At 71.3% G+C, this 12457-nt stretch carries 15 protein-coding genes and 2 pseudogenes; 6 read left to right on the top strand and 11 right to left on the bottom strand.

Annotated features, from left to right (window positions below):
• Both AQJ54_RS23115 and AQJ54_RS23110 read left to right on the top strand, forming a co-directional pair.
• Entirely contained in the window at positions 1-450 is a 450-nt protein-coding gene (locus AQJ54_RS23115; protein ID WP_062240590.1) for an RpiB/LacA/LacB family sugar-phosphate isomerase, read from the top strand.
• 154 nt (positions 451-604) lie between these two features.
• Positions 605-1039: a GtrA family protein gene (locus AQJ54_RS23110; protein WP_062241278.1), complete on the top strand. Its 435-nt coding sequence runs from the start codon at positions 605-607 to the stop codon at positions 1037-1039.
• 126 nt (positions 1040-1165) lie between these two features.
• Here the strand turns inward: AQJ54_RS23110 and AQJ54_RS23105 are convergent, their stop codons facing one another.
• Positions 1166-2137, bottom strand: a complete 972-nt coding sequence (locus AQJ54_RS23105) for an NAD-dependent epimerase/dehydratase family protein (RefSeq protein WP_062240589.1) — start codon at positions 2135-2137, stop codon at positions 1166-1168.
• A gap of 86 nt (positions 2138-2223) precedes the next feature.
• Positions 2224-2952 (bottom strand): maleylpyruvate isomerase family mycothiol-dependent enzyme, encoded by a 729-nt coding sequence (locus AQJ54_RS23100; RefSeq protein WP_062240587.1) that lies wholly within the window; start codon positions 2950-2952, stop codon positions 2224-2226.
• A gap of 50 nt (positions 2953-3002) precedes the next feature.
• On the opposite strand from AQJ54_RS23100, the gene AQJ54_RS23095 reads away from it, so the two are divergent.
• Positions 3003-3530: a hypothetical protein gene (locus tag AQJ54_RS23095; RefSeq protein ID WP_062240585.1), complete on the top strand. Its 528-nt coding sequence runs from the start codon at positions 3003-3005 to the stop codon at positions 3528-3530.
• 80 nt (positions 3531-3610) lie between these two features.
• Here AQJ54_RS23095 and AQJ54_RS23090 read toward each other — a convergent pair whose 3' ends face one another.
• From AQJ54_RS23090 to AQJ54_RS23075, 4 genes are read right to left on the bottom strand one after another with little or no spacing between them, the layout of a single operon-like run.
• Entirely contained in the window at positions 3611-4534 is a 924-nt protein-coding gene (locus AQJ54_RS23090) for a phosphotriesterase family protein (RefSeq protein WP_062241276.1), read from the bottom strand.
• Positions 4531-5115: a DUF4865 family protein gene (locus AQJ54_RS23085; protein WP_062240584.1), complete on the bottom strand. Its 585-nt coding sequence runs from the start codon at positions 5113-5115 to the stop codon at positions 4531-4533. The genes AQJ54_RS23090 and AQJ54_RS23085 overlap by 4 nt, the downstream gene beginning before the upstream one ends.
• 11 nt (positions 5116-5126) lie before the next feature.
• Positions 5127-5522, bottom strand: a complete 396-nt coding sequence (locus AQJ54_RS23080) for a (R)-mandelonitrile lyase (RefSeq protein ID WP_062240582.1) — start codon at positions 5520-5522, stop codon at positions 5127-5129.
• Between the two features lie 46 nt (positions 5523-5568).
• Positions 5569-6132 (bottom strand): TetR/AcrR family transcriptional regulator, encoded by a 564-nt coding sequence (locus AQJ54_RS23075; RefSeq protein ID WP_248845417.1) that lies wholly within the window; start codon positions 6130-6132, stop codon positions 5569-5571.
• 165 nt (positions 6133-6297) lie between these two features.
• Here AQJ54_RS23075 and AQJ54_RS23070 point away from each other — a divergent pair.
• Positions 6298-6590: pseudogene (locus tag AQJ54_RS23070) on the top strand (SHOCT domain-containing protein).
• A gap of 133 nt (positions 6591-6723) precedes the next feature.
• Here the strand turns inward: AQJ54_RS23070 and AQJ54_RS23065 are convergent.
• Positions 6724-7269, bottom strand: coding sequence for an ATP-binding protein (locus tag AQJ54_RS23065; protein WP_079069992.1), 546 nt, complete (start codon positions 7267-7269; stop codon positions 6724-6726).
• 214 nt (positions 7270-7483) lie between these two features.
• The gene (locus AQJ54_RS23060) at positions 7484-7807 is read right to left on the bottom strand and encodes a hypothetical protein (protein ID WP_030326283.1); all 324 of its coding nucleotides are present in this window, start codon (positions 7805-7807) and stop codon (positions 7484-7486) included.
• Positions 7808-8152: 345 nt separating this feature from the next.
• On the opposite strand from AQJ54_RS23060, the gene cds1 reads away from it, so the two are divergent.
• Positions 8153-9277 (top strand): L-cysteine desulfhydrase Cds1, encoded by a 1125-nt coding sequence (gene cds1 / locus AQJ54_RS23055; protein WP_062240579.1) that lies wholly within the window; start codon positions 8153-8155, stop codon positions 9275-9277.
• A gap of 48 nt (positions 9278-9325) precedes the next feature.
• Here the strand turns inward: cds1 and AQJ54_RS46400 are convergent.
• Positions 9326-9565, bottom strand: a pseudogene (locus AQJ54_RS46400) (winged helix-turn-helix transcriptional regulator); the annotation flags it as partial.
• 172 nt (positions 9566-9737) lie between these two features.
• On the opposite strand from AQJ54_RS46400, the gene AQJ54_RS23045 reads away from it, so the two are divergent.
• Complete coding sequence (locus AQJ54_RS23045) at positions 9738-10703, top strand: zinc-binding dehydrogenase (RefSeq protein WP_211278581.1); 966 nt, start codon at positions 9738-9740, stop codon at positions 10701-10703.
• 175 nt (positions 10704-10878) lie between these two features.
• Here AQJ54_RS23045 and AQJ54_RS23040 read toward each other — a convergent pair whose 3' ends face one another.
• Complete coding sequence (locus tag AQJ54_RS23040) at positions 10879-11349, bottom strand: SRPBCC family protein (protein WP_062026569.1); 471 nt, start codon at positions 11347-11349, stop codon at positions 10879-10881.
• A gap of 50 nt (positions 11350-11399) precedes the next feature.
• Positions 11400-12239, bottom strand: coding sequence for a DeoR/GlpR family DNA-binding transcription regulator (locus tag AQJ54_RS23035; RefSeq protein ID WP_020136966.1), 840 nt, complete (start codon positions 12237-12239; stop codon positions 11400-11402).
• Between the last annotated feature and the right edge of the window lie 218 nt (positions 12240-12457).

Raw genomic sequence — 12457 nt, 5'->3', positions numbered from 1 at the left:
ATGCGGATCTCCGTCTCCTCGGACATGGACGAACCTGTGGCGCGCGCCCTCGTCGACGCACTGCGCGCCCGGGGCCACGAGGTGGTCGCGCACGGCGCCCTGAGCCCCGGCGACGACCCGCAGTGGGCGGCCTGTTCGGCAGCCGCGGCCCGTGACGTGGCGGCGGGGACGGCCGATCAGGCGGTGGTGTGCTGCTGGACCGGCACCGGCGCCTCCATCGCCGCGAACAAGGTGCCCGGTGTCCGGGCCGCCCTGTGCACGGACGCCTACACCGCGGACGGCGCCCGCCGCTGGAACGACGCCAACGTCCTCGCCCTCAGCCTCCGCCTCACCTCCGAGCCACTCCTCAAGGAGATCCTCGACGCCTGGTTCACCGCCGCACCGAGCGAGGACGCCGAGGACCGGGAGAACGTGGCCAGGGTGAGCCGCCTGGACGCCGGTCGGGCCTAGCGTTCAGTTGTGGTCCATTGCAACGATATTTTAGCTCTGATCTGCGGTGACGACTCAGTGATGCAATAAATCAGTTGCCCACTCCCTGAACGCAACGTAGCTTTCCGGTGTTGGAAAGCGACGCGTGGACGAGTGGGAGACGGGGGCGGGCCTCATGGCCTTCATACGGTTCGTGATGTTCGGAGGGGGCGTAGGGGTCCTCGCCGGCTTCGCGGTGACGCTGCTCGCCGTGGCCATGCCCTGGGCCGTCGCCAACGCCGTCGTCACCGTCGCCTCCACCCTGCTGTGCACGGAGCTCCACGCCCGCTTCACCTTCCGCAAGGGCCGGGGCGCCGGATGGCGGGAGCACTGGCAGTCCGCGGGTTCGGCCTCCGCCGCGTACCTGGTCACCAGCGGTGCCATCGGGGTGCTGCATCTGCTGCGGCCGTCCGCGGGCCCGGCGGTCGAGCAGATGGTCTACCTCGGCGCCTCGGGTCTCGCCGGCGCGGGTCGGTTCCTCGTCCTGCGCCTGTACGTCTTCGCCACCCGGAGCACCCGCCCCCTGCGCCGACAGGGGACGAGCCCGGTGCCCGTCCTGCTCGCGGCCTGACGCGGGGCGGAGGCCCAGCGGGAACCTCGGAGGGCTCGCGAGCGGGTCAGAGGACGAGCGGGAGGCTCGGAGGGCTCGCGAGCGGGTCAGAGCACGAGTGGAAGGCTCGGAGGGCTGGCGAGCGGGTCAGAGGACGAGCGGGCGGGCCACCTCCAACTCGCCGCGCTCGATCAGCCCGCGCACGGATTCGAGCACGGCGTCCTCCGGCTCGTAACGGGGCGCGTAGCCCAGGACGGTCCTCGCCTTCTCGATGCTGAAGCACTGACTGCGGTGGAGGTGCTCCCAGCTCGCCTCGGCGTGCTCCGGAGACGTGCTCTCACGGAACCGCTCCCAGGACACGGGTTCCAACGTCGCGGTCTGCCCGAACCAGCCGGCCGCGATGTGGGCGTATCCGCGGACGTTCAGCGCGCTGGGGGCGACCACGGTGAAGTCCTCGCCCGCCGCCGCGTCCCGGCGCTCGATCGCGCGCTCGAAACCCTGGGCGACGTCGTCGGCGTGCACGTGGTGCATCGACTCGACCCCGCTGCCCGGCATCGGCAGCGGCTTCCCGGCGGAGAGCGTGGACCAGACGGCCGGGTCGAGGTTGCCCAACGGGCCGATCGGGTGCCAGCCGGGGCCGACGATGTGCCCGGGGTGCAGAGAGGTGGTGACCAGCCCACCCGAGGCGGTCTCCTCCTTCAGCATCCGGGCGATCCGGTCCTTCTGGACGCCGTACTCCCCGACGGGCGGGGTGCCCGTGCTCTCGGAGATCGGCAGCTTGTGGCTCGGGCCGTGCCGCCACACGGTGCCGCAGTGCAGCAGGTGCCCGACCTCGCCGCGCAGCCGCTCGACCAGCGCGGTGGCCGACTCCAGGGTGAAGCAGACCAGGTCGACGACGACGTCCGGGGTCAGCCTGGCCACCCGGTCACCGAAAGTACCCGCGCCGTCCTCCTGCTGCCGGTCGGCCACGACCTGGCGGACCTGTTCCCATTCGGGGGCCCCGACGTAGGCCTCGCGGGTGCCACGGCTGATGTTGATCACTTCGTGGCCGGCTCGCACCAGCCGGGGGACGAGGAAGGTGCCGATGTGCCCACTCCCGCCGATGACGACGACTCGCATACGTTTCCCATCAGCTCGACTGTTGTGCTGGCCCGTTGCTCCGCCGTTCCCGCGCGGGACGGCGGTCTAACCGAGATCGGGCCAGCTCAGGAGATTCTCCAGGACGGCACGGTCCCCTCGCCGCGCAGACTGTCCAGGGGGAGGCGGCGGTGCAGCGTGAGCAGCAGATCGCTCGCCGGCCCGTACAGGTCGGCGTCCGTCCCGTGCGAGCCGTCCACTTCGCGTGCCCCGGACCCTGTCAGCTCGATCAGCCACGACGCGCCCTCGGTGGCGTGCAGGCCGACCCGGGCCGGCCGGTGCGGCCAGGGTCCGGCGGTGCCGTGGGCGACGTCGATGAAGGCGGCCGTGCCGTCCAGCGCGACCACTTCCGGGACAGGCTGGGGAGCACCGGTGGCCAGCTGGGCGTCGAAGGCGTGGACGGCGGCCTCATGGACCTGATGGCGCGCCACGGCACCACTGGTCGTCGGCACGCCGGAGCCGGCCCACCAGGTCCAGCAGCCCGACGCGGGACCGGCGGCCCGCAGCGCACCGACCAACTCCTGGGTGGCCGCGGCCGAAAGGCCCACGAGGTCGGCCTGCTCCGTGCCGGCGACCGGGGTCGGGACCGGCGGTTTCTCGCTCGGCCCCGCGGCGACTGCCGCCGCCCAGAACCGGTGCACGTCGGTCAGATGCCGCACGAGATCCCGGAGCGACCACTCGGGACAGCTGGGGACGCGGACGTCCGGATCGGGCGCGGCGGCGACGGCGGCGCGCAGGGCGGCGGACCGGTCCTCGATCAGGACCAGCAGATCTTCGAAGGCGGGAGTCCGGGACATCCCCAAGTCCTATCAGCCGACTGTCAGTGGCGGAGGCTAGCCTGCGGGGCATGATCGAGACGACCGGGTTCGACCGCACCTTTCCGGCCGCGCTGGCAGCCGTGGCCCGCGCGGAGTTCGACTACGACGACGGTGAGGGCGTGGACTTCGAGCCGTACGACGCCTTCGACTCCGCCGAGGAGACCACGGACTGGCTGCGCAACTGGACGGGCAACCACGAACTGGACGGTGACGCCTTCCGGGTCTTCGGGCAGGACGGCACCGGAGGTCTCGCCGCCCTGTGGTGCGTGCGGCCGGGGCGACCGCTGGTCGAGCAGCCCGTGGTGTTCCTGGGCTCCGAGGGCGAGCGCGGGGTGGTGGCGGCCAACCTGTCCGACTTCCTGTGGGTGCTGGCCGACGGCCTCGGTCCGCTGGAGGTCGTCGAGTTCGAGCAGTACGAGGGCCGAGTCGACCCCGGTCTGACCGAACTCGCTGAGCGCCACGCGGCCACCCCGCGCCGCAGCACCCACGACATCGTCACCGCCGCCCGGACGGAGTTCCCGAACTTCTCGCAGGAAATCGACGCCCTGTGCAGGTGACTTCGCTCAGCAGGACCTGGACGCCCTGTGCCGACGACCTGGCTCAGCAGGGCATGGACGCCGCGTGCCGGTGACGGGGATCAAGGGCCCACGGGGCCGGGCCACTCCACGGCGAATGCCCGGCCGGGGTTGTCGGTGAGGATGCGCCGCACCGCCTCCTCGCCCAGCTCGACCGCCAGCCGCGGACGCACCCGGCGCAGCAGATACGGCATCCCCGGGCCCCCGTTGACCGAGCGGGCGGCCGCGGTCGTCGTGTCGCCGCCGAGGAGCAGCCGGTCCCCGTGTCCCGCCTCGGCGAGGGCCCGCACCGCGTCCGGCATGCGCCAGTCCGTGGCGTGGTGGGTGCGTGAGGGACCGTCGAAGGCGAGATAGCAGCCCGACGCAGCGGCCTCCCGGTGCACCGTGAGGTCGGGGGAGCGGTTCAGATGGCCTAGGACGACCCGGTGCGGCGGGGCCCCCAACTCGCCGCACAGCAGGTCGAGTACGTCGAGGGCGCCGGTGCCCAGCTCCAGGTGGACGGCGATCGGGGCGCCGGTCGCGTGATGGGCCTCGGCGGCCGCGGTCATCGTCCAGCGGGCGTGCGCGTCCAGGGCGTGGAAACCGCCCGCCACCTTGATCAGTCCCGCGCGGACGCCCGACGTCCCGATGCCCTCGGTCAGTTCGGCGACGAACACCTCGGCCAGCCTGCCGCGCAGTCCGGCGAGCGTGGCGTCGTCGTAGTGGACGGCCTGGTGCAGCCCGGTGGCGGCGACGATCCGCACCCCGCTCTCCCGGGACAACGCCGGCAGATCCGCGGCCCGCCGCCCCAGCCCGTACGGCGTCCACTGCACGACGGTGCCACCCCCCTGTGCGGCGAACGCGGCGAGTTCGGCCAGCGCCGCGGACCTGCTCCGCAGCTCCTGGCCGGGAAGGCGGGGGCTGCCGAAGAACAGGTGGTCGTGCGCGTCGCACACGCCGAGCAACCCGCCCGGGACGTCCCCCTCCACCGTCCGGACCGCGCTCACCACTGGCGTCCCCGCGGCAATCGCTCCCGCCCGGGCGCCGAGACGTGCAGCACTTCGAACACGTCACCGGCTGCCTTGGGAGCCTCGTGAGCCCAGAGCGAGAAGTGCACGAACTCCCAACCGGCCGTGTCCACGGCGACGGCGGCGAGGACCGCCCCGTCCTCCCCGGCCAGCCGCTCCGTGTCCGCCACCGCCTCCGCCGTCACCTCGGCCAACTCCACCCCCTCGGGCACCGGTTCACGCCGTCGTACGGCCGACCGGGCGGGGGAGCCGACGGCGCCGCCCTCCTCGTACGACAGCCCTGTCCACTGGCGCACCGACGGACGCCCGAAGTCGTTGCTCAGCCCCTGGAAGCCGCCTCCCCACAGGAAGCCGTTCATGCCCTCCACGGTGTTCCAGAGGTAGAAGGGCGCGTACTGGTTGACCGGTGAGCCGTTCACCCCGCGCTCGCGCATCAGGTACGTCTTGAGGCCGAGGCCCTCCCAGTCGTCGAGCAGATGCCCGATCCGGGCGACCCGGCCGCGGATGACGGTCATGTCGTAGTCGGCCGGCAAGGTGAGCTCGTACTGCATCGCGTGCATCGGTCGCCTCCTCAGGCGGAGTGGTCCTCGGCGGTGACGAGGGCGCCCCAGTCGGTGGTGGTGCCGTCCTCCGCGGCCTCCACGACCGCGAGATGCGTCATGAAGGTGCGCGGCCCGGCACCGTGCCAGTGCCACTCGCCCGGTTCGATCCACACGGTGTCGCCCGCGCGGATCGGTTCCACGGCTCCGCCCCGGCGCTGCACCAGCCCCTCGCCCTCCAGCACGTGCAGCACCTGGCCGTGCGGGTGCCGGTGCCAGGCGGTGTGCGCGCCGGGCGCGAAGTGGACGTTGAACATCCGCAGTCGGGAGGGGGCGGCGGGCGCGGCGATCTCGTCGAGCCACACCGTCCCGGTGAAGTTCTCGGCCGGTCCCTGCCGGGTCTCGGGGCGCTGTCGGGTGATCTGCACTGAGTGAAGTCCTTTACGGGCTCGGTGAGTTACGACGCTCTGGGAGTCACGACGCTCGGGGAGCGAGGAGCGAGAGCAGACCCCGCACCCCCGTGTCGAACGCGGCGGGCGAGCCGGAGGCGCGGGCGAGCACATAGCCTCCCTGGACGGTGGCGAGGACGGTCGCCGCGATCTCCTCACCGTCCAGCCAGGTTGCGAACTGCCCCTGCTCCTTGCCCTCTTCGACGATCCCGGCGATGCGCTCACGGATCCGGTCGAGCGTCTCGTCGACCGGTGCGCGCAGTTCGTCGCTGGCGATCACGTCCGGGTCCATCGTGAGCCGGCCGATCGGGCAGCCGCGCAGTACGTCACGCTCGCGCCGCAGGTACGCCTCGATGCGCTCGTACGGTGTGCCCGGGCCGTCGAGCACGCCCTCGGCGGCGGCCAGCAGCTCCTCGGCGGTACGCCGGATCGCGGCCAGCGCGAGGTCGGGCTTGCCCTTGAAGTGGTGGTACATGCTGCCCTGTCCGGCGCCCGCCCGCTGCAGGATGGCCTTGGGGCTGGTGCCCACGTAGCCGCGCTCCCACAGCAGCTCGCGCGTGGACTCGATCAGTCGGTCCGGAGTGCTCATACGCTCACTGTACATACTAGTAGTTACAGAAGTCGAGCACGCCGCGTACTCCCCACGAGGTACACCCACAGCCGCTCGCCGTACGACGACCCGACCCCCTCCCCGGAGCCACTCTCGAAGCAGCACCGAACGAGATGGTCAGGAACTCCAGGGAGATGAACCGACATGCAGACACTCGCGCACTGGGACGGCGGCCCCGGCCCGTGGATTCTCTTCTTCCCGCTGATCTGGGCGGCCGTCGTGGTCGGCGCCGTCACCGTCCTGCGCCAACCGCATGGCGCGGCCGCCGCGGACCCTGGCGGGCCATGGCCGACTCGGGCCCCTCCGACGACTCGCCGCTCACCCTGCTCGGCCGCCGCTTCGCCTCCGGCGAGATCGACGAGGACGAGTACTGGCGCCGGCTGTCCGTCCTGGACGAACAGTTCGGCCGTACGGCGGGCAAGGGGCGCGGAGTGTGACGTACGGCGGGCAAGGGGCGCGGAGTGCGACGCCGTCCAGCGCGACGGGGCGTGACGCCTGCAACGTGTTCGATTGCGGTACCACCGTCGTGCCGGCGCCGACCCTCGATGGGAAGGCGTTCTCACCGCCCGGTCAGCCGGCAACGGCGGACCGGGCGGGAGCGTGTTCGGGCCTGCGGACCTCGACCTCGGCGAACATGAGCGCGGCCTTCTCCGGTACGGCGACCTTCCGCCGTGGCGGACGCGTGGCGGCGGCGGGCCGTGGCCGAGCGGCGGCGGGCGTGGGCAGCGTGAACCACACGACCTTGCCCGACTCGCCCTCCGGCCGCACACCCCAGCTCTCGCTGACCGCGGCGACCATCGCGAGCCCGCGCCCGCACGTGGCGAGCGGCTCGGTGTCCCTGAGGTCGGCCACGACCGGCAGACGCGGGTCGTGGTCGTGCACCGAGACCGTGAGCCGGTCGAGCAGCAGCTCGATCTCCACGGTGCATGTCTTGTCGGGCTGGGCATGCAGGTGGACGTTGGTCAACAGCTCCGTCACACCGAGTGCGGCCCGGTCGATGAGGGGATCCAGATGCCAGTAGCGCAATTGCGCGGAAAGGATTCTGCGGACCTGGCCGATCCGCGACGGCAGAGCCTGGAGCTCCACCGCGCAGTGCCTGCTCGGATGACTGATCACGGCTGCGACTCCCCGACGTGAGGTCCGGAAGAACACGGAGTTCGGATCGATCCAGCAGGATGCCGGAGTGGAAACGGCCGCCTGCCGTCGTGCCCGGCGGGCTGGTTCGCAGCGTAATCGCCGGTAAACCGAGAGTGATGTGAGAACAGCGTGACGCAGGAGGCGCGGTACCGCAACTCGCGGTCGACCGCCCCCACCCACACCGTGCGACGGCTCAGCCGCGGCGCCCGGCCGCCCTGCGCACGGCCTCGATGAAACGGCGGGCCGCGGGCGGCCCCGGCTCACCCGGAGGCGGATCGTGCTGGCCCAGGGTGAGCAGATACCGGTTCCCGTTGAGGTCCGCGAGGGCCCGGTCCTCGGGCGCGAACCAAGGCTTCGAGGCTCGCACCGCCTGTACCGGCGCGCTGTCGATCTCGCTGCCGTAACTGGTGAGCAGTTCCAGTCGGCCGTCGCTGATCCGGACCTGACCGGCCCGGGTGAGTGAGCGCAACCTCTTGCCGATCCGGACGCCCGTAGCCGTGAACTCCGGCTCCGCCATGCCGTCCCGCCCCTCTTGCGCGCTTCGGTGTGCCGGCCCGTGCTCCCGCGAGGACCGAGAGCCGGCTCCTGTCGTGATCCAGTGTGCGCCCCCGTTCGGGACCTCGTCCCGCGCGGTGCAGTCTGCCCGCCATGGACGCCGAGCACCAGTGCGCATGAGGCCCGGGCGGGCGCGCAGGGAGCACTCTCCGAATGCGCCCCCGGGGTCGGACGGTCGGCGACCCCAGGGGTGCCTTTGGGGCTCTCAAAGGTGCGTTTATGCAGGTGAGAAGCGTGTGGAAGGTGTCTATGATCGAAGAGTCGGCCGCGCGATCCGCCGTCGGCGCGCAGCGTAAGGAGCCCTGTCGTGAGCACCCCTCAGCAGACCCGGACCGGCGACACACTCGATGTCGACCACAGCGACCCCGCCTACCGCGGCTGGCTGAAAGAAGCCGTCCGCAAGGTCCAGGCCGACGCCAACCGCTCGGCCGACACCCACCTGCTGCGCTTCCCGCTGCCCGACAGCTGGGGCATCGACCTGTACCTCAAGGACGAGTCGACGCACCCGACGGGCAGCCTGAAACACCGACTCGCCCGCTCGCTCTTCCTCTACGGTCTCTGCAATGGCTGGATCCGGCCCGGCCGCCCGGTGATCGAGGCGTCCAGCGGTTCGACGGCCGTCTCCGAGGCGTACTTCGCGAAGCTGATCGGCGTGCCCTTCATCGCGGTCATGCCCCGCACGACGAGCGCCGAGAAGATCCGCCTCATCGAGTTCCACGGCGGGCGGTGCCACTTCGTGGACGACTCGCGCACGATGTACGAGGAGTCCGCCCGCCTCGCGGTGGAGACGGGCGGCCACTACATGGACCAGTTCACCTACGCGGAACGGGCCACGGACTGGCGCGGCAACAACAACATCGCCGAATCCATCTTCCGCCAACTGGAGTTGGAGCGTTTTCCGGAACCGGCCTGGATCGTCGCCACGGCCGGCACCGGCGGCACCTCGGCGACCATCGCCCGGTACGTCCACTACATGCAGCACGACACCCGCATCTGTGTGGCCGATCCGGAGAACTCCTGTTTCTTCGAGGGCTGGACCACCGGCGATCCGGACGTCACCTGCGACTGCGGTTCGCGTATCGAGGGCATCGGCCGGCCCCGCATGGAGCCGAGCTTCGTGCCCGGCGCGATCGACCGCATGATGAAGGTCCCCGACGCGGCCAGCGTCGCGGCCGTGCGGGCCCTGGAACAGGCCATCGGCCGCAAGGCGGGCGGCTCGACCGGCACCGGCCTGTGGAGCGCCCTGAAGATCATCGCCGAGATGGTGGCCGAGGGACGGCGGGGAAGCGTCGTCACCCTGCTCTGCGACCCCGGCGACCGCTACCTCGACAAGTACTACTCCGACACCTGGCTGACCGAACAGGGCCTGGACATCGAGCCGTACACCACCGCGATCACCACCCTGCTCAAGACGGGCGTCTGGCCCACCTGAACCCCACCGGCCGCGCCGCTAGTACCTGTCCCGGCGTTTCGTGCCCGTTCAGTCAGCGTCGGGTTCCTGCTTCGTCAGAGTGTCGTAGGCGGCGCGGGCCTCGGTGATGGCGGCCCGATGCCGCTCGGCCCAGCCCACCAGACCGGTCAGCGAAGCGTGGAGCTCCTGGGCCATGGGCGTGAGGCTGTACTCGACCTTGGGCGGCACGGTCGGATAAACGGTGCGAACGAGCAGTCCGTCTCGCTCTAGCCTGCGCAGGTTGAGGGTGAGCATCCGTCGGCTGATGCCACCCGTCACTGAGGTGCTCGACCGCGTGGCGGGCAAGTGGAGCAGCAGGCTTCGTCCCTCAGTGCGTCGGTAACACGGGTGTGACTGCGTGACATGAAAGTGCCTCCTTTCGCTGAGCAGCAAGGTTATCGATGATGACTGCTGTTACAGATGGTGAACCAAGGGGGAACAGATGTCTGTTCGTGCTCTCGTCGTCGATCCGTCGGCATCCGCGGCGGTCCGCCTCACCGAGGTTTCCGACCCCGTACCCGGTCCGGGCCAGGTCCTGGTGGACGTCTCCCACGCGTCGTTGAACTACGGCGACCTCAACGACGCCCGCTCCGGGCGGGTACCTGTGGGTTCGGTGCTCGGTTCGGACGCCGCCGGAGTGGTGATTCAGGCCGCAGCGGACGGGACCGGCCCGGCGATGGGCACCCAGGTGGTGGCGCTGACCGCGGGGGCGTTCGCCGAGCGCGTCGCGATCGACGTGGGTGCGCTTGCCGAGGTGCCGAAGGGCTTGGACCCGGCGAGGGCGGTGGCCCTGCCGGTTGCCGGAGTGGCGGCACTGCGCTCGCTGAGGGCCGCCGGACTCGGCCCGGACAAGAGGGTGTTGGTCACCGGGGCTGCCGGCGGGGTCGGCCGGTTCGCCGTCCAGCTGGCGGCGCGGGCCGGTGCTCACGTGATCGCGTCCGTGGGCTCGGCCGCCCGCGGGGAGGGGCTGGCCGAGACCGGCGCCGACGAGGTGCTGATCGGGCTGGAGGGAATCCAGCGACCGGTCGACGTGGTCATCGACAGCGTCGGCGGCCCCCAACTGGTCGCGGCATGGAACCTGCTCGCCCCCGGGGGCAGCGTGCAGAGCGTCGGCTGGACATCCGGGGAGTCGGCGGTCTTTCCGCCGTATGCGACCGTCGGCCCGGCCAAGTCGCTGACGTCCTTCGTCATCGAGGGCGATGTCGGCGCGGACCTGGCGATTCTCGCCGAGCTGGCCGCTGAGGGGGCCCTTACCGTCGAGATCGGCTGGCAAGGATCCTGGGACCGCTTCGACGAGGCGGCCGAAGCACTTCGCGGACGTCGGATCTCCGGAAAAGCGGTCTTGGAGGTGGCATCCGGTGAGCTGCACACCCTGGTACCTGCTCCGGTACCTGCTCCGCAGGACTAGGTCTGGACGGGCGATCACGTGCGGAGCCAGATAGTCAGGGCTGCAGCGGTGGCAGGGCGAAGAAAGGTGTAGCCGCGTTGGTCATGGCGAGTGGGGTGGCGTGCCGGATGTCCGGCGCCGCAGGGATCACGCGGCAGCGGCCGTTGCTGTATGCCTCATCCGCGCGACGCAGGTCCTAGCGCGCGAGCCGTCGGTCCAGTGTCCTGACCGCGTCCCGGAAGGCCCGGCCGAGTCCGGCGCGTCCGAGCTTCGCGACCATCCGGAACGCCCTCGTGCCGTCCACGGCGAACGTCCAGCGCACCTGGGTGCCCGCCCCCGACGGAGTCAGACGCCATTCCTCGGCTATGGCACGGGCGCCCGGCGCGTTGGCGACGTCGACGCGGTAGGCGTACACCTCAGGCCCCTTCGCCGCGATGACCGTCTCCTGGAAGCGTCCGCCGCCCTTGAGGTGGATCTCGCGGGTCGAGCCGTCCCCCGTGGAGCGGGCGAGGGTCACCGCGGCGAACCACTCCTCCCACCCGGGGACGTCCTCGGCGAGGGCCTGGTAGACCGCCTCGGGCGGCGCCGACATCTCCTGCACGAACACCATGCGTACCGGCGCGGTCTCGATGAAGTCGAGCCCCACCTCGCGCAGTTGGTGAGCCATGGACACACCCTCCCGTGGTGTCAGGAGGTGTCACCCTAGCTGACGCTCAGTCAACTGTCTTCAGCGGCAACGGACTCACCGGAATCCCCGGCCACCACCAGCCGCCGCAGATGCTCCGAGATCTCCGCCCGCGCCGCACGCGGCAGCCCCGCGTCCGTCACCAGCGTGTCGACCTGCTCCAGCGAGGCGAACGAACTCAGGCCCACGGTGCCCCACTTGGTGTGGTCGGCCACCACCACGACCCGCCGTGCCGACTGCACCAGCCGGCGGTTGGTCTCGGCCTCCGCGAGGTTCGGCGTCGACAGGCCGGCCTCGACCGATATCCCGTGCACCCCGAGGAAGAGCACGTCGAAGTGGAGCGCCCCGATCGCCTGGTCGGCCACCGGCCCCACCAGCGAGTCCGACGGCGTGCGCACGCCACCGGTCAGCACCACGGTCGCCGCCCCCTGCCGGGGCCCCGTGGTCCGCTGCGCCGCGTGGAACACGTCGGCCACCCGCACCGAGTTGGTCACGACGGTCAGGTCCGGCACGTCCAGCAGATGGTGGGCCAGCGCGTACGTCGTCGTACCGCCCGACAGCGCGATGGCCGTACCCGGCGCGACCAGCTCCGCGGCGGACCGTGCGATGTCCTCCTTCGCGGTCAGCTCCAGACCCGACTTCGCCTCGAACCCCGGCTCGTGCGTGCTCGCCTCGACCACCGGAACCGCGCCGCCGTGCACCTTCTCGAGCACACCCTGGCGGGCCAGAGCGTCGAGATCGCGCCGCACCGTCATGTCCGACACGCCGAGCTTCCGCGTCAGCTCGTTGACGCGCACCCCGCCGCGGCGCCGGACCTCGTCCAGGATCAGGGAGCGCCGCTGCTCCGCGAGGAGGTTCTGATTCTCACTCACGTACGCTCCGGTCCTTTCGCCTGGGGCCTCCGACATGCCCTGCACACCCACTCCGACTAGGACATTCTGCCCGTCCCCCGGTGCGCGGACGTCCCATACTCGCACGGCCCCCCGGCGACAGCGCCACCGACCGACCCGTCGCGCGCGGGTCACCGGGTGTACACGAAGGGCCACGCTGTCACCCGGATCGGGGAGATTCCGTGACGAGGGGTGTACGA

Origin of the sequence: Streptomyces griseorubiginosus, from assembly GCF_001514195.1 — a bacterium.
In the GTDB taxonomy this organism is placed as follows: Bacteria; Actinomycetota; Actinomycetes; order Streptomycetales; family Streptomycetaceae; genus Streptomyces; species Streptomyces griseorubiginosus.
Note: the sequence above shows the minus strand (reverse complement) of the source record. Positions and strands in the feature narration are given on the sequence as shown.